At 54.6% G+C, this 15820-nt stretch carries 14 protein-coding genes; 6 read left to right on the top strand and 8 right to left on the bottom strand.

Going from position 1 to position 15820, the window contains the following annotated elements; translation table 11 throughout:
* Positions 1-20: 20 nt before the first annotated feature.
* Positions 21-716 carry a response regulator gene (locus H616_RS0113580; RefSeq protein WP_027967839.1) on the bottom strand — a complete coding sequence of 232 codons (696 nt, stop codon included), beginning with the start codon at positions 714-716 and terminating at the stop codon, positions 21-23.
* A 245-nt stretch (positions 717-961) separates the two neighbouring features.
* Between H616_RS0113580 and exaC the strand changes: the two genes are divergently transcribed.
* Both exaC and adhP read left to right on the top strand, forming a co-directional pair.
* Entirely contained in the window at positions 962-2482 is a 1521-nt protein-coding gene (gene exaC, locus H616_RS0113585; protein WP_027967840.1) for an acetaldehyde dehydrogenase ExaC, read from the top strand.
* Positions 2483-2560: 78 nt separating this feature from the next.
* Entirely contained in the window at positions 2561-3586 is a 1026-nt protein-coding gene (gene adhP, locus H616_RS0113590; protein WP_027967841.1) for an alcohol dehydrogenase AdhP, read from the top strand.
* Between the two features lie 76 nt (positions 3587-3662).
* On the opposite strand, the gene H616_RS15315 is transcribed toward adhP, so the two are convergent.
* The 7 genes from H616_RS15315 to ehuR form a co-directional block, all read right to left on the bottom strand.
* A complete protein-coding gene (locus H616_RS15315; RefSeq protein ID WP_051234310.1) occupies positions 3663-4340 on the bottom strand; it encodes a hypothetical protein in 678 nt (225 codons plus the stop codon).
* A gap of 105 nt (positions 4341-4445) precedes the next feature.
* Positions 4446-5159 (bottom strand): response regulator, encoded by a 714-nt coding sequence (locus H616_RS0113600; RefSeq protein ID WP_027967842.1) that lies wholly within the window; start codon positions 5157-5159, stop codon positions 4446-4448.
* Entirely contained in the window at positions 5146-6618 is a 1473-nt protein-coding gene (locus tag H616_RS15135) for an ATP-binding protein (protein ID WP_051234311.1), read from the bottom strand. Before H616_RS15135 ends, H616_RS0113600 begins: the two co-directional genes overlap by 14 nt.
* Positions 6619-6773: 155 nt before the next feature.
* Positions 6774-7700, bottom strand: a complete 927-nt coding sequence (locus H616_RS0113610; protein ID WP_027967843.1) for a LysO family transporter — start codon at positions 7698-7700, stop codon at positions 6774-6776.
* Between the two features lie 144 nt (positions 7701-7844).
* Positions 7845-8516, bottom strand: coding sequence for a hypothetical protein (locus H616_RS15140; protein ID WP_051234312.1), 672 nt, complete (start codon positions 8514-8516; stop codon positions 7845-7847).
* Between the two features lie 153 nt (positions 8517-8669).
* Positions 8670-9611, bottom strand: a complete 942-nt coding sequence (locus H616_RS0113620; protein WP_027967844.1) for a 2-hydroxyacid dehydrogenase — start codon at positions 9609-9611, stop codon at positions 8670-8672.
* A 45-nt stretch (positions 9612-9656) separates the two neighbouring features.
* Positions 9657-11063 carry a MocR-like ectoine utilization transcription factor EhuR gene (gene ehuR / locus H616_RS0113625; RefSeq protein ID WP_027967845.1) on the bottom strand — a complete coding sequence of 469 codons (1407 nt, stop codon included), beginning with the start codon at positions 11061-11063 and terminating at the stop codon, positions 9657-9659.
* Between the two features lie 210 nt (positions 11064-11273).
* Between ehuR and doeA the strand changes: the two genes are divergently transcribed.
* The 4 genes from doeA (at position 11274) to H616_RS0113645 (ending at position 15723) form a co-directional block, all read left to right on the top strand.
* Positions 11274-12473 (top strand): ectoine hydrolase DoeA, encoded by a 1200-nt coding sequence (doeA, locus tag H616_RS0113630; protein ID WP_027967846.1) that lies wholly within the window; start codon positions 11274-11276, stop codon positions 12471-12473.
* 76 nt (positions 12474-12549) lie between these two features.
* Positions 12550-13563 carry a N(2)-acetyl-L-2,4-diaminobutanoate deacetylase DoeB gene (gene doeB, locus H616_RS0113635; protein WP_027967847.1) on the top strand — a complete coding sequence of 338 codons (1014 nt, stop codon included), beginning with the start codon at positions 12550-12552 and terminating at the stop codon, positions 13561-13563.
* A 21-nt stretch (positions 13564-13584) separates the two neighbouring features.
* Positions 13585-14055, top strand: coding sequence for an Lrp/AsnC family transcriptional regulator (locus tag H616_RS0113640; protein ID WP_027967848.1), 471 nt, complete (start codon positions 13585-13587; stop codon positions 14053-14055).
* A gap of 186 nt (positions 14056-14241) precedes the next feature.
* A complete protein-coding gene (locus H616_RS0113645) occupies positions 14242-15723 on the top strand; it encodes an NAD-dependent succinate-semialdehyde dehydrogenase (RefSeq protein ID WP_035573221.1) in 1482 nt (493 codons plus the stop codon).
* The last annotated feature ends 97 nt before the right edge of the window (positions 15724-15820 follow it).

Raw genomic sequence — 15820 nt, forward strand, 5'->3', positions numbered from 1 at the left:
ATTCTTCTATGTTGCTTGCGTTACGTTGGTGTTGGCCACGGTAACCCACGGCGTGCCATATCGGCGGCAAGCTCGACCTGATCTGCGGCCAAGACGGCTTGTATGCGGCTTCTAACGTTGAGCTTGTAAAGAATGGCCGACACATGTGTTTTGACTGTGGTCTCGGCAATATTTAGCTCGCGTGCGATGACCTTGTTGGCAGCACCCAAGGTCAACCGAGCCAGCACCTCAAGCTGCTTGTCGGTCAGAGAGTCTAGGCGTTTAGCAAAGGAGGGTGATGGTGCATCGCTTGGCGTTTCCGTAGACGTAGACACAGGGCGACGCATGATCTCCGATGGCAAATACACATGCCCTTCTAGCATCTGGTGCAGCGCCGTAAGCAACGACTCTTTGGGGGCTGACTTAGGAATATAGCCCACCGCGCCGATGCTGATGGCCTCAAGGATCGTCTCTCGCTCGCGATCGGCAGAGATAATAGCTATTGGCAACTCAGGAAACCGCTCGCGTAGTTGTGTTAGGCCATCGAGCCCTTGAGCATCCGGCAGGTCTAGGTCGAGTAGTACCAAATCCAGATCATCGCTTTGGTCAAGCTGGTTGATAAGCTGCGCCAGCGTTCCGGTTTCGAGCAAATGACAGTTCGGAAGGCCGCTCTCGATGGCGAGGCTGAGGGCTTCACGAAACAGTGGATGATCATCGGCGATCATTAACGTAGGCATATGAGCTCCTGTTCCGCTGTTTCCCTCCTCCCAAAGGAGGAGGGTGATTGATGCTTATGACGTATGTTGAACTCACTGGCTTTGGCTAACACTGATGTTAGTTCAACATGGTTAACAAGCATGCCAGAGTTCGTGTGTGCAGAGCCATGCGGCCATTGGTAAAGGTTGCAAGAATAAAAACGGCTTGTGCTATTACCTCCGTAGATAACATCAACAATATTAAGAGCCAGAGAGAGGAAAACACCATGATTTATGCCAACCCGAATAGCCCCGATGCCGTTGTTTCTTTCGAGAAACGTTACGGTAACTATATTGGCGGCGAGTTTGTCGCTCCTGTTAACGGCGTGTATTTCGACAATGTCAGCCCGGTTAACGGTGAGGTGTTTTGTGAAATTCCCCGCTCCAGTGCAGAGGATATCGACAAAGCCTTGGATGCGGCCCATGCCGCAGCGCCAGCTTGGGGGAAAGCCTCGGCGGCACAGCGTTCTAACGTCTTGCTGCGAATTGCTGATCGTATTGAACAGAATATCGAAGCGCTGGCCGTTGCAGAAACCTGGGACAACGGCAAGGCAGTGCGCGAAACACTCAATGCCGATTTACCTCTGGCGGTGGATCATTTTCGTTATTTTGCCGGTTGTCTTCGCTCGCAGGAAGGCAGTGCGGCAGATATCGACGCCAATACTGTCGCTTACCATTTCCACGAGCCGCTGGGTGTGGTTGGCCAGATCATTCCATGGAACTTCCCATTGCTGATGGCGGTGTGGAAGCTGGCGCCCGCACTGGCTGCTGGTAACTGTGTGGTGCTTAAGCCTGCCGAGCAGACGCCAGCGTCGATTCTCAAGCTGATGGACGTTATTGGTGACCTGTTGCCGCCCGGCGTGATTAATATTGTTAATGGATATGGGGCTGAGGCGGGCCAGGCGCTGGCGACCAGCAAACGCATTGCTAAGATTGCTTTCACTGGCTCAACGCCAGTGGGTGCGCATATTCTCAAGTGTGCCGCCGAGAACATCATCCCTTCTACGGTAGAGCTTGGGGGCAAATCACCGAATATTTATTTCGCCGATATAATGAATGCTGAACCAGAGTTCATTGATAAGGCTGCTGAAGGCTTGGTGCTTGCGTTTTTCAATCAAGGTGAAGTCTGCACCTGCCCCTCTCGTGCACTGATTCAAGAGAGCATGTACGACGACTTTATGGCAAAAGTGATGGAGAAGGTTGGGCGAATCAAGCGCGGTAACCCGCTGGATACCGATGTGCAGGTTGGGGCTCAGGCGTCTCAGGAGCAGTTTGACAAAATCATGTCTTACATGGATGTGGCCCGTGGCGAAGGCGCAGAAGTGCTGACGGGTGGTGACAAGGAATCTCTTGATGGCGCATTAAACAACGGGTTTTATATTCAGCCGACGTTGCTGAAAGGCAACAACAAAATGCGCGTTTTTCAGGAAGAAATCTTTGGGCCAGTTGTCGCAGTTACCACCTTCAAAGACGAAGCAGAAGCATTAGCCATCGCTAACGACACTGAATTTGGCCTGGGGGCTGGTGTGTGGAGCCGTGATATTAACGTGGCCTTCCGCATGGGGCGTGGCATTCAAGCAGGGCGCGTGTGGACCAACTGTTATCACCAGTATCCAGCGCATGCTGCTTTTGGTGGTTATAAGAAATCTGGCGTTGGTCGCGAGACGCATAAAGTGGCGCTGGAACACTACCAGCAGACCAAAAACCTGCTGGTCAGTTATGACATTAATCCCATGGGATTTTTCTGAGTTCGCCGCGGTGTGCCGATGATACCGCCGTCACCAATTGGGGTGATGGGAGTCACAACAGTAAGACGGGAGATAGCAATGGATAACACAATGAAAGCCGCGGTGGTACGCGCATTTGGTCAACCACTAACGATTGAAGAAGTTGAGGTTCCCCGTCCTGGGCGTGGTCAGGTATTGATCAAAATTGCGGCCTCTGGTGTGTGCCATACTGACCTTCATGCCGCTCATGGAGACTGGCCGGTAAAGCCTGAGCCGCCGTTTATCCCCGGCCATGAAGGGGTGGGGCATGTGGTGGCCCTGGGCGAGGGAGTGACCCATGTAAAAGAAGGCGATCGTGTGGGGGTTCCTTGGTTGTATTCTGCTTGTGGCTACTGTGAGCACTGCATGGGCGGCTGGGAAACGCTGTGCGAGTCTCAGCAGAATACCGGCTACTCGGTTAACGGTGGCTTTGCTGACTACACACTGGCAGAAGCTGACTATGTGGGCCGGTTGCCCGATAACGTTGACTTTTTAGAAATCGCACCTGTTCTGTGTGCTGGGGTGACGGTGTATAAAGGCCTGAAAATGACAGACACTCGCCCTGGTCAGTGGGTAGTTATTTCGGGTATCGGTGGCCTTGGCCATATGGCCGTGCAGTACGCTAAGGCTATGGGGTTAAATGTGGCGGCAGTGGATATTGATGATGCCAAACTCGCGTTGGCAGAGCAGCTGGGGGCAACCGTTACTGTTAACGCGATGAAGACCGATCCTGCGGCTTATTTGAAGCGTGAAATTGGCGGAGCTCACGGAGTGTTGGTGACCGCGGTGTCGCCCAAGGCCTTCGAACAGGCTCAGGGTATGGTGCGCCGAGGTGGAACGATCTCGCTTAACGGCTTGCCGCCGGGAGATTTTCCATTGCCGATATTTGATACGGTGCTTAATGGTATTACGGTACGCGGCTCAATTGTCGGTACCCGCAATGATATGCAGGAGGCGTTGGCCTTTGCCGGTGAAGGCAAGGTGAAAGCGACGGTCAAGAGTGACCGTATCGAGAATATCAATGCGATCTTTCAACAGATGATCGACGGTAAGATTGAAGGGCGCATTGTGCTGGATATGCAATAACTCTCTCGCCGTGTTCTGTTTGATCCGGCCACCTTCAACAGGTCGCCGGATCAGGCTGTGGTATTACTCGATATTTTTAGAAGCCGCGGTGCTGTTCCTGGCCGTGGTGATGCTTTTGATGATAGCTGCCGTGACGGCTCCTCTGGCTACCTATTGCGCCGCGCATATGTGAGCGAAGCTCCTGTATCTGCTCTTCACTGAGAATTTCAGCGATGGCGTCATGGTGGTCTTGACGCAGGTTCTGCCAGGCCTTACGACGTTCATCGCGGCTATCGAACCTGCGGTCTTTCAAGTCTTGCATGTCAGCTTGGAAAGACTCACGGATATCGCTTAGCGCTTGTTTCTCTTCTGTAGATAGTTCCCATTCATCGAGCTGTTCTTCGATACGCAGCTGTACAGCTTGGCGGTGCTCGTCGCGCATCTCTTGGCGTATCTCTTGGCGAGCGTTTTTCAGTGCCTGGCGCTGCTCGTCACTGATTAGCTCGTCCATGAGTTCACGGTGCTCTTTACGCAACGCATTGATGGTGTCGCGATGCGCGGTTTGGGCGTCTTCTAGGGCTTGACGCGTTGCCGCATCAATACCGGCACGTTCAAACAGGGCTTGGCGATGTTCGCTGTAGCGTTGCTGGTGGCCTTCTCTCCAGTCATTTTGGGTGGCATCGTTGGGTGCAGCAATGGCGCTGAGGGACAGCGGGGCCATTGCCGCGGCAAGCAGCGCGGGGGCGAAACATTGGCGAATTGTTTTGAGTGTCATGGTGGGACTCCTTGCTACATCGGGTTGATGTTTCCAGTATCGCTAACCAGAGTGCAGCTTTAATGAAGCGAAAGTGCAAAGTTGGTGCAGTTTTTACCAGAGGGGTCATTCTTCAGGTTGATATTTATACCCGACGCCGTAGACCGAGCGAATGACGTCGCGCTCCTGCCAAATATCAGCAATTTTGCGACGCAGTTTCTTAATGTGGCTATCCACAGTGCGTTCCGAGACGATGCGGTGGTCTCGATACATGTGGTCCATTAATTGCTCACGAGTAAATATTCGGCCTGGGGCCGCCATCATGACACGTAGCAGTTGAAACTCTACGGCAGTTAGTCCCAGGTCCTGGCCGTCGGCTAGTGCGCGCCAACCATCCTCATCAAGCATCAGCGGGCCTTCTGTGTTTGACTCCAGCGAGCTATGCGTGGCACGGCTGCGTCGTAGCACGGCACGAATGCGAGCCACAACCTCTCGGGGGCTGAACGGCTTACAGATGTAGTCGTCAGCGCCCAGCTCAAGCCCTAGTAAGCGGTCGATCTCTTCCACCTTGGCGGTGAGCATGATGATGGCGAGCTGGGGCCAGCGCTGGCGAACTGTACGGCACAGCGTCAGGCCATCGGTGCCTGGCAGCATCAGGTCGAGTAGTACGAGTTCTGGGAGTAATGTTTGGCCCTCAAGCCATGGCAATACGGCGTCGCCGTGAGCCAGGTGATGGCTAGAAAAGCCGCTGTTGCTAAGATAGTCAGCCACGAGGCTAGCAATTTTGGGTTCGTCTTCGACGATCAATACATTGTCCAGCGTGAGGTCAGCGTGGCTCATGGGGAGGCGCTCCATGGGGTGTGTCAGTAAAGGTGTGGTTGACGCTTGCGTTGTTGTTGGGAAAGCTCAGTGTCCAGCGGAGGCCGCCGAGCGGTGACGCATCAGGCTGCATAGTTGCGCCGTGCGCTCGAGCCAACGCCTGGGCAATGGAAAGCCCTAAGCCGCTACCCCCGCTAGCGCGATTGCGTGATCCTTCCACGCGGTACAGTCGCTCGGTTAAGCGGGAAAGTTCAGAGGGCGGTACGCCCGGGGCGCTATCTTCCCAAGTCAGTCGCCAACCGCTATCACATGCATCGAGGCTCACACGTAACCGCCCAGGTGACGTTGTGTAACTACAGGTGTTATCCAGCAAAATGGTCCAGAGCTGACGAAGGCGTTGGGAGTCGCCACGAATCCAGGCAGGCGCTTTCTCAATGCGGGATTCCAGCTGGATTTGTTGGTCATTGAGCCAGCCGCTGGCTTCGTCTAAGCGTGCTTCGAGACTGGCGGCTAAGTCCAATGGTGCAAAATTAATTTCCAGGGCCCCGTCGTCGCTTTGTGATAACAGGCGTAAGTCGGTGACCAGCCGTTCCAATTGGGCAACCTCTTGGGCCAGAGAGGTTAGGTTGTTTCGGCTCAAGGGACGCACCCCGTCTTGCATCGCTTCGATTTCTCCGCGGAGTACTGCCAGCGGTGTACGCAGCTCGTGGGCAATATCCGATACCCAGCGGTTGCGAGCCTTGCGGTTGGCCTCCAGCGTGGCCGCTAGCACGTTGAAGTCCTGTGCCAGGCTAGATAGTTCATCACGGCCCTGTTCGGCCAGGCGGATACGGTAATCGCCCTGGGTGAGTTTACGAGTCGCCAGGGCCATGCTACGAGTGCGGCGCCCCAGCCACCAAGAGAGTCCCCCAGCTAAAAATAACGAGGCAAGCCCTAATGCCGCCACAATGGTGGCTAGGTTGCGGCGCTGACGAGACAGAAAAAGGCGGTCGACACGCGCCATTAATTGCTGAGGAGGACGATAGCCCAGTGTGCCGATGAGTTGACCTTTGTGCGTTATTTCGATCCAGCGTAGCTCATCATATTGCTGTTTTCGAGAGGAGGGGAGGCCGATAATGGGTCGATCATCAGCATCGTACAGCACAAAATCTCGTGGGCTGCTGAGTTGGTCTATCTGGGGGGCTTTATAAGAATGGTCGAGCCATAGTTGGCGGCGTACTAAATGGTGCCAAGTGCGGGGTGAAGAGCGCAACCAGCGCCAGTCGCCACGCAACTCCCACTCGTTAGCCAGTTGCCCGGCTAATGCGTTGGCGCGCTGAGCCTGTGTGTGGTCTAGATACTCAATGAAGCCCTTGTCGAGACTGCGCGAAACAGCCACAAAAACCAGGCCAGCAATGGCGACATTGACGGTCAGAATGATGACAAAAAGACGAATTCCCAGGCGTGAAATTGTCGGCGAAAAAGAGCGGCGAAAGACCATGCGGTGAGCCCTAGTAGATGCCAGTTAGTGGCAGATGCGGAGTATGTGCATAGGGTCAGCCTAACGTATTCGCAAGCGGCAAAGGGGGAAGTATCGTGCAAACGGCGCAATACTCATGCGCCGGCGGTAAGCCTTGGTTTCTCGACCGATAGCTGTTAGAGAGACAGCAGAAACAGAATAAGTGGTGGCGATAGCAACGAGAGGATGAAGCCACTAACGATGGCGACTGGCACGCAAGCCACGCCGCCATGTTGCTGGATTACAGGCAGGGCAAAGTCCATAGAGGTAGCGCCGCCATAACCGATGGCCAGAGGGGCATAATAGCGAATGGTTAACGGAATCAGCACAAAAGCGGTTAGCTCGCGGGCTAAGTCATTAAAGAAAGCCACGCCGCCCATCACGGGGCCAAGCTGATCACCGATAAGTATGCCTGACAGTGAGTACCAGCCAAAGCCTGAAACCATGGCCAGTGCTTCGTTCCAGGGTAAGCCTAACAGCGGGGCAATAATGAGGCCGCCAAGTAGCGAGCTTGCTGCCAGTGTGATGGCAATTGCCAGCCCTAAGCGATTAAGTAGTATCTGGCGTAATGGCATGCCGGAGTTGCGTAGTTGGCAGCCAATCAGCGCCAGTAAAACATACAACACCCACTGTGACAGTTGCTCGACAAGGTTGAACAGCCCTTCGTTAAACCAGTTGGCGGCAAGTAAACCGCAAGCAACGCCGAGAATGACTGCACCGACCAGTTTCAATGAGCCGGCCATTGCGGCGAGTTTGCTGGTAGGTGCGCCGGGAATGGCTTGTTGAGGCTGCGACTTGAGTGGCATGCGACGTGATAGCCATAACAAGGCGACGAGGTTGCACAGCGAGGTGACCACTAGGATTAGTAGGGCCTGGCCACCCATGCGTGACAGTTGGCCGGAAAGGTTGTCCAGTCCTGCGAGGCTGATGCCCATCAATAGCAGTATGACGTAGATAGAACCATTCACACCATGGCCGATCATGCTCATGACACTGGCATGCTGTACGCGAACCAGGTAGCCAAGAATCAGCGGTAACAGCACGATCAAAAGGCCTGACAGCATCGCGGCAACGTCCTCAACAGGGGCAGAAAGAGTGGTAAAGGCCAGTACTTTACGGCACTCGTGGCCGAGGCAAAAGGGAGAACGTGGAAGTCAGCAGAGGTAAGCCGCTGTCATAGCGGCGGGCGTTAACGCTTTGGGTGAGTATTAGTAGCGTCTCATCGAGGTGAGTGACAGTTGGCCTTTGCGCTTGCCTTCATTGAAATACTCCATTTCCAGTAGCAATCCTGGCAGCTCAGGGTGTAGCGCCATCAGTATGCGCTTGTCAGGTTTGTCGGGGTCAGATAGCTCCAAGCGCAACGCTTGAGTTGTTATTCCGGCAATCGCCATATGGGTGTCGGGTAGCCGGTGGTAAAACATGGTTTTGTTGCGCCCGCGGTGATCTCGGTAGTGAACAGGGCAAGCTTGTTGGCAGGTGTTGCTAGCAGCATTTAGGGCGAGACCCACAATGGCGCTCTGACGATCAGGAATTTGCCCCAGTTCATTGCTATCCAGTGTGTAGTCTCGGCTGATGCCTAACAGGTGGTAGTTGGACGCGTAGTCATAGGAGTGCAGGGTATTGCCATTGATGTGAAAGTGGCCAGTTTCCTCGCCGCGGGCAATGGCAATTTTGGCCTTCATGGAGGCGCGCCAGCCGTCGCTGCTAACTTGTGTTAGGCGGTGGCTGATGTCAGCGTCTGGCCAGCCGCTGACGCTAAGGTGGTAGTTGGCAGTAAAACCTTGTGGAAGTTGAGTCGGCGGGGTGTCTGCGGCCATGCTGATGCTGGCCGAAAGGCACCACAGTACAGCACAGGCTTGCGCCATAAATCGGTTGATCACTACTGAGCTCTCCTGTGGCCTCACCAAAATAAGCAGTGCTCCTATGACCGATGTTACGGAACAGTGTTCAATCTGGGGGGCGGGCAGCAGCGAGGTAGTTGTCGTTGGTACCTAGCGGTGTATGTCGCTACCGCGCTGCGCCTGCCTGAGGTGTCAGTAACCTGCTTGGGGGTCAACGGTTTCTACGGGTTCACCATTGTTCATTGCGTGTAGTGTCTCAGCGACTTGGTCTAGGGCTTCGTTCAGCGGGGTGGGGCCAGACATGTGGGGGGTAATGCGAATTCTCGGATGTTGCCATAAGGGGCTGCTTTCCGGTAGCGGCTCTGTTGAAAAGGCATCAAGAAGGGCACCGCGTAAGCGTCCGGGGGTATCGCTGTGCGCATCGCCTAATGCTGCCAATAAAGCGGTTTCATCAATCAGAGGGCCGCGGCCTGGATTAATCAGGCTGGCGCCTTCTGGCAGAGCGGCCAACGTGTTGGTGTTGATAATACCGCGTGTCGCCGCAGTATCCGGCAGTAACAGCACCAGTGTTTGTACCTGTGACAGCAGGGTGAACAGGCCATCTTCACCATGATGGCACGTAATACTATTTAGCGGCTTAGGGGTGCGGCTCCAGCCATGAACAGGAAAGCCGTCGGCTGCAATAGCATCGGCGACCTTGTGGCCAATGGCGCCAAGGCCCAGTACGCCAACTGGCCAGTCGGCCTTGTCTATCACGTCGAGAGGTTGCCACTGTTGCTTGGCTTGCTGGCGGGCGTAGTGGTCAAAGTTGCGCTGAAAGTGCAGTACGCCATAGCGCACATAGTCGGCAATTAGCTTGGCCATACCTGCGTCACGCAATTTAACGATGGGAACCCCAGCAGGCAGCGCTGGATTATTGAGCAGCGCATCAACACCGGCTCCCAGATTAACAATGCCTTTGAGAGAGGGCAGTTGCTTCAATAGTTCGGGTGAAGGCTGCCAGGCCGCTAGGTAATCAATGTTGCCACGCTGGTCTGCTGGCGTGCTGCTGGGCAAAATCTCCGCATCCGGGAGTCGCTGGCTAAGGGCGTCGCACCACGCTGTGTCATCGTGGCAGTGTACCAGTACGCGCATGGTTGTCTCCTTGGTTCAGAGTTTGCTACAGAGTGCTGGCCGATATCAGTAAATGATTTGCATCATGGGGGGCGGAGTGTCGTCAAGCAATTCCGCAAGCTGGCGTAAGCCGTGCTCAAGACGAATGATGTCAGGTTCTGCGCCGAGGCTCAGCCGAATCCGTCTAGGCGCGGGCGTTTGTTCGACCATGAACGGTGTGGCAGTCGTCAGCAACACGCCTTCTTGTTCGGCCTGCAAGCGTAGTTCTTCCGCACGCCAGCTAACCGGAAGCGTTAGCCACATGTGAAGGCTGCTGGGACGGGCGCTGTATTCATGCTGACTAAAAACACGAGTGGCGACTTGCTGACGCTCAGCCAATAGCTCGCGCTGGGTGCTGGCCATTTCTTCTACTGTGCCATCGGCAAGCCAGATGCCAGCAATTTCGAATACCAGCGGTGTTGCCATCCAGCAGGTGGCACGTAAGCGTGGCAGTGTGTGATGGAATTGGGCTGGCGGTACGCTGAGATAACCGGCGCGCAGTCCTGGCACGGTTGACTTAGTTAAGCTGGTGACATGAAAGCTGCGCTGTGGCAGACGTGCGGTCAGTGGTGTCAGCCCTGGTGGTTCAAGCAATGCGTGAACGTCATCTTCAATCAGCCAGACATCATGGCGCAGTAGAACATCAGCCACCGCATCGCGACGACTCTCGCTCATGGTGGCGCCGGTAGGGTTCAACTGAGTGGGTGTTAAGCAAATTGCACGGGGCTGAAAACGCCGGCAAGCAAGTTCTAGCGCTTCGGGCAGAATGCCTTGCTCGTCGATGGCCACACCGCGTAACTGGAAGCCTAAGGTGCGGGAAAGGGCGATTAAACCGTGGTCGGTAAGCGCCTCGGTCAAGACCACGTCACCATGCTGAACCACCGTGGAAATCGCTAGCATCAGCCCATGGGTTGCGCCATTACACAACACGCGAGTGTCAGCATCGCCAGGCACACCAAGGCGTTTCCTCAACCAGTCGCTGGCCTGTTCACGATGATGCAGCAACCCCGCGATAGGTCGGTTGGCGCTGATGACATCGGCAATGCACATGTCGGCCAGTTGAGTGAGTGTGTCACGAAAACGTCGATCATGGGCTTCAGGGCAGATGGGGTGAGCAATAGAAAGGTCGATAGTTGTTTGTGTATTGCGTGGGCTACTATTGCTCAAATAGGTTGGGTCACGGCCGTCGTCCTGAGAATTGACCCAGGTTCCGCTACCCACCCTGGCCTGTACCAGCCCCATGCGTTCTGCTTGTGCATAGGCCCGGGATATGGTCTGCACGCTGACATTTAGGGTGTCGGCAAGCTCGCGCTGAGGTGGAAGGCGGGTGCCGGGTAATAGCTCTCCCTGCCTGATGGCCTGGGACAAAGCGCGGGCAATGGCCAAGTAACGCGGGCCGCTTTCGGCGAGGTAACGTGCGAAGTCGATTGTCATGATTCAATAAAGGCTTTGACCTGTGACCAAAGGGGGGTGTTAGTATCCGTTGTGCGACATTGACCGGAAATTGTCATGATTTAATCTTAACAAATGTCATGACAATTTGCAGGACATTAATAATTCGGATACGTCGCCTGCGCCCCGGTAGCCCCTAGTACGCCTTAATGCTGCCGGATTTGGTGATGAGATCGTTTAGTGAGCGGTTCCATGACTGAGATTTCCCTGCCCTTTTCCCGCGAAGAATATGCCGGTCGTCTTCGCAAGGTCCGCGCCGAAATGGCCGGCCGTGGGATTGATGTAATGATTGTTAGCGACCCATCCAACATGGCTTGGATTACAGGCTATGACGGCTGGTCTTTCTATGTTCACCAGTGTGTATTGGTTGGGCTTGAAGGCGAGCCGGTGTGGTATGGACGGCGGATGGACGCCAATGGTGCGTTGCGCACTTGTTGGATTGATCCTGACAATATTACGTACTACCCGGATCACTATGTACAGAATCCAGACATGCACCCGATGGACTACCTGGCCCAGACGATTCTTCCCGACCGTGGCTGGCATGAAGGGGTGGTGGGCGTGGAGATGGACAACTATTATTTTTCTGCTGCGGCCTATCAGGGGCTGTTGCGCAGTTTGCCCCATGCCCGTTTTAAGGATGCAAACTCACTGGTGAACTGGTGTCGTTTGATTAAATCGGCCCAGGAAGTTGAGTACATGCGTGTTGCAGCCAAAATTGTTGAAGGTATGCACTCGCGCATTCTTGAGGTAATTGAGCCGGGCTTGCCCAAGAGCAAGTTGGTGTCAGAAATTTATCGAGTTGCTATCGAAGGCTGGACCGATGCGTCAGGCAAGGTGTTTGGCGGCGATTATCCTGCCATCGTGCCGATGCTGCCGACCGGAAAAGACGCGGCAGCCCCGCACCTGACCTGGGACGATACGCCGTTTCGTGAGGGCGAAGGCACGTTTTTTGAGATCGCGGGGGTGTACAAGCGCTATCACGCGCCGATGTCGCGTACGGTGTTTCTTGGTCGTGCGCCATCTGACTTTGTACGCGCCGAGTCGGCTTTGCTTGAAGGCATTGAAAATGGCCTTGCTGTTGCTAAACCTGGCAATCGCACAGCGGATATTGCTATGGCGCTGGGCACGGCAATGTCGAAACATGGTTTTGACCGTGGCGGTAACCGCTGTGGCTATTCCATTGGCCTGAGTTACCCGCCTGACTGGGGGGAGCGCACCGTCAGTCTGCGCCCCACGGATGACACCGTGTTGCAGCCCGGTATGACATTCCACTTTATGCCAGGTTTGTGGGAAAACGACTGGGGCATGGAAATTACCGAGAGCATCCTGATCACGGAAAATGGTTGCGAGCCGTTGGCTAATTTTCCACGCCAGCTGTTCGTCAAGTAATGACCCGTTAGCCGTGCTGCCAGTGGTGTAAAAGACGAGTGCCAATGATAACGAAAAGGACGCAAGGAGAGGACTCATGAGCAAACGACCCAGCCCCATCAGTGCCACTGTTGATTTTGACGCTGCAGGCGTCCAGCACGGTTTCCTTAAGCTTCCGATTTCTGATGATGAGTCGGCTTGGGGGGCAGTGATGATCCCAGTTACCGTGGTCAAGAATGGCGAAGGCCCTACGGCGTTGCTGACGGGAGGGAACCACGGTGATGAATATGAGGGCATCACGTCGTTAATGAAGCTTTCCAGTTCACTTAAGGCCGAAGACGTTAGTGGCCGAGTGATCATCGTGCCAATTATGAACGTTCCGGCAGCCATGGCGGGAAAGCGCACCTCTGCAATGGATGGAGGGAACCTAAACCGTAGTTTTCCAGGCGATCCTGACGGTACGGTGACGGAAAAAATCGCCGATTACTTTACTCGGGTGATGGTACCCATGAGTGATGTGGTGCTTGACCTTCACTCAGGAGGACGCACCTTGGATATCATTTCTTTTGGTGCCTCCCACGTGCTCGACAATGCAGACCAGCAGAGTCAGGCGCTAGCGGGAGCCAAGGCGTTTGGTGCGCCCTATGCGATGACCATGTTTGAACTTGATGCCGCGGCACTGTTTGATACAGCGGTTGAGTCTCAGGGCAAGATTTTTGTGGCCACCGAGCTGGGTGGTGGAGGCACATCGACGCCGGAAAGCATGGCAATTACCGAGCGAGGGGTGCGCAACTTTCTGATTCATTACGGTTTGCTCAAAGGCCATGTGGAAATGCCTGCCGAGCCTCAGGTGTATTTGGATATGCCCGATGCCAGCTGCTATGTGCAAAGTGAGCACTCTGGCCTACTAGAATTGACATACGCGCTGGGCGATCATGTCGCTAAGGGTGATGTGATTGCTCGAGTCTATGATATGACGCGCAGTGGCACGCCACCGGTAGAGTACCGCGCTGAGCGTGATGGTATCCTGATGGGGCGGCGCTTCCCCGCGCTGGTCAATATGGGTGATACCATCGCTGTTATCGCAGATGTCGTGGACTCATTGGATTGAGTTCTTTGTGTAGAGGAATCGATGAAACTCGATCGTTATGATTTAAGAATACTGGACATTCTTTCCAAGGATGGCCGCATTACCAAGTCGAAGCTGGCCGAGTCGATCAATCTCTCGGTCAGCCCTTGCTGGGAGCGTGTTAAGCGGTTGGAACAGGCTGGCATCATTGAAGGCTATACGGTAAAGCTGAACCCACGAGTCGTGCTGAAACGTACTCCAGTGTGGGTGCAGATTGAGCTTAAAGTTCATAATGCAGCTAGCTTCGAGTGCTTTGAGAGCTGGGTACAAGAGGTTCCTGAAGTGACAGAGTGCGTTGCTGTTGGTGGTGGGGTGGATTACTTGATCAAAGTAGAGATGGAAAGCATTGATGCTTACCAGCGGCTGATTGACCGTTTGCTGAGTTCGGGTATCGGCATTGCACGCTACTACACCTATATAGTGACTAAAACCGTCAAGCAAGCGGCGCCACCGCTGGAGTTGGCTGATAGCTAACATTACATGGCAGAAAAAAGGCTGCCTACTTTGCGGTGAGTCAAAAAAAACTGCATGACAGCGTCAAATTAAGAAAAAGTACTGCCCGCATTTCTCTCCTACCATACACACATCAGGCAGCCTTGGGCTGCGCTTTTGTTTTTCAGGCTAGGGCGTTATCTGCCCTGGCTGTTTTGGGAGGTTGTCATGTCGCTTGCTGCTAGGCTTTCGGATCCACGTTTATTTCGTCAATACGCCTATGTTAATGGCCGTTGGGCGCATAGCGAAGCGGGCCGTGAAGAAAGCGTGATTGACCCCGCTACGGACGAAGTTATTGGCCGTATTCCTGTGCTTGAGGCTGCTCAGATTCATGCCGCTATTGATGCTGCAGATGCTGCCTTTGCCGCTTGGCGAGCGCTGCGTGCAGAAGAACGCGCAGAGCGTCTGATGGCATGGCGCAACCTGATGCTGGACTACCGTGAAGACCTGGCGCTGATCATGAGTTTCGAACAGGGCAAGTCTATGGCCGATGCGCGTGGCGAGGTTGAGTATGGTGCCAGCTTCGTGCACTGGTTTGCTGAAGAAGGCAAGCGTGCTTATGGGCAGACCTTACCCAGCCATATTCCTAATGCAGCGCTCGGCACTATCAAGGAGCCAGTGGGTATTGCTGCGCTGATTACACCGTGGAATTTTCCGCTGGCCATGATTACCCGTAAAGCAGGGGCGGCATTGGCTGCTGGTTGCCCAGTCATCGTCAAGCCCGCCAGCGAAACGCCGTTTTCAGCACTGGCGCTGGCAGAGCTTGCCGAGCGGGCCAATATTCCGTCTGGCATCTTTAACGTGGTATTGGGTGATGCTGCCGAAGTGTCGCAAATTCTGTGCAATGAGGAGCGTATCAAAGCGCTATCTTTCACAGGGTCTACGCGCGTCGGCAAACTATTACTTGAGCAGAGTGCCGGCACGGTGAAGCGGGTATCTCTGGAGCTTGGTGGTAATGCGCCCTTTATTGTTGGTCCCGATATGGACCCTCGAGAAGCCGCTATGGCCGCCGTGGATGCCAAGTTTCAAACCTCGGGTCAGGACTGCCTGGCCGCTAACCGTATTTTGGTGCATGCCTCTATCCACGACGAGTTTGTGACGCACTTTACCGAGCGTATGCAAGCGCTGGTGGTGGGGAACGGCCGTGACAGCGAGACCCACCTTGGCCCGTTGATTCATGCCAAAGCGGTAGAGAAGGCCGCAGCCATTGTCGATGATGCGGTGTCGCGTGGTGCCACTCTGGTGGCTGGCGATCAGAGTGAAGCGCCAGGAGCCAATTTCTTCATGCCTACGCTGTTAACCGGCGTAACGTCAGACATGATGGTGTGGCGTGAAGAAAACTTTGCTCCGGTCGCCGGTATTACGCCGTACAACGATGATGATGAAGTGATTACGATGGCCAACGATACTGAATACGGCTTGGCTGCCTATGCGTATACCCATGACATTCGTCGCATTTGGAAACTACTTCGCGGGCTAGAGTTCGGCATGGTGTCGGTGAACTCGGTGAAAATGACCGGCCCAGTGGTACCTTTCGGTGGTGTCAAACAGTCTGGGCTGGGACGTGAAGGCGGCCCAACGGGTATCGACGAATACCTTGAAACAAAATACTACTGCTTAGGGGCGCTGCCTTCTGTCAGCGGTAGCTGAGAGCTGTTGTCACTACGTGATGGCACAACATAGTTTGTATTTCACAACATAGTTTGTATTTTCAGCACGACTCTCCATGGTGAATCATGGGGAGTCT

The sequence above is a fragment of the Halomonas halocynthiae DSM 14573 genome (genome assembly GCF_000425725.1).
GTDB classification, from domain to species: domain Bacteria; phylum Pseudomonadota; class Gammaproteobacteria; order Pseudomonadales; family Halomonadaceae; genus Halomonas; species Halomonas halocynthiae.

What these genes read in the sequence shown, in the direction of transcription:
- H616_RS0113580 (WP_027967839.1), bottom strand. Translation starts at nt 716, where the DNA reads ATGCCTACGTTAATGATCGCCGATGATCATCCACTGTTTCGTGAAGCC.
- exaC (WP_027967840.1), top strand. Translation starts at nt 962, where the DNA reads ATGATTTATGCCAACCCGAATAGCCCCGATGCCGTTGTTTCTTTCGAG.
- H616_RS15315 (WP_051234310.1), bottom strand. Translation starts at nt 4,340, where the DNA reads ATGACACTCAAAACAATTCGCCAATGTTTCGCCCCCGCGCTGCTTGCC.
- H616_RS0113645 (WP_035573221.1), top strand. Translation starts at nt 14,242, where the DNA reads ATGTCGCTTGCTGCTAGGCTTTCGGATCCACGTTTATTTCGTCAATAC.
- doeA (WP_027967846.1), top strand. Translation starts at nt 11,274, where the DNA reads ATGACTGAGATTTCCCTGCCCTTTTCCCGCGAAGAATATGCCGGTCGT.
- H616_RS15135 (WP_051234311.1), bottom strand. Translation starts at nt 6,618, where the DNA reads ATGGTCTTTCGCCGCTCTTTTTCGCCGACAATTTCACGCCTGGGAATT.
- H616_RS0113600 (WP_027967842.1), bottom strand. Translation starts at nt 5,159, where the DNA reads ATGAGCCACGCTGACCTCACGCTGGACAATGTATTGATCGTCGAAGAC.
- H616_RS0113610 (WP_027967843.1), bottom strand. Translation starts at nt 7,700, where the DNA reads ATGCTGTCAGGCCTTTTGATCGTGCTGTTACCGCTGATTCTTGGCTAC.
- H616_RS0113640 (WP_027967848.1), top strand. Translation starts at nt 13,585, where the DNA reads ATGAAACTCGATCGTTATGATTTAAGAATACTGGACATTCTTTCCAAG.
- ehuR (WP_027967845.1), bottom strand. Translation starts at nt 11,063, where the DNA reads ATGACAATCGACTTCGCACGTTACCTCGCCGAAAGCGGCCCGCGTTAC.
- H616_RS0113620 (WP_027967844.1), bottom strand. Translation starts at nt 9,611, where the DNA reads ATGCGCGTACTGGTACACTGCCACGATGACACAGCGTGGTGCGACGCC.
- doeB (WP_027967847.1), top strand. Translation starts at nt 12,550, where the DNA reads ATGAGCAAACGACCCAGCCCCATCAGTGCCACTGTTGATTTTGACGCT.
- adhP (WP_027967841.1), top strand. Translation starts at nt 2,561, where the DNA reads ATGGATAACACAATGAAAGCCGCGGTGGTACGCGCATTTGGTCAACCA.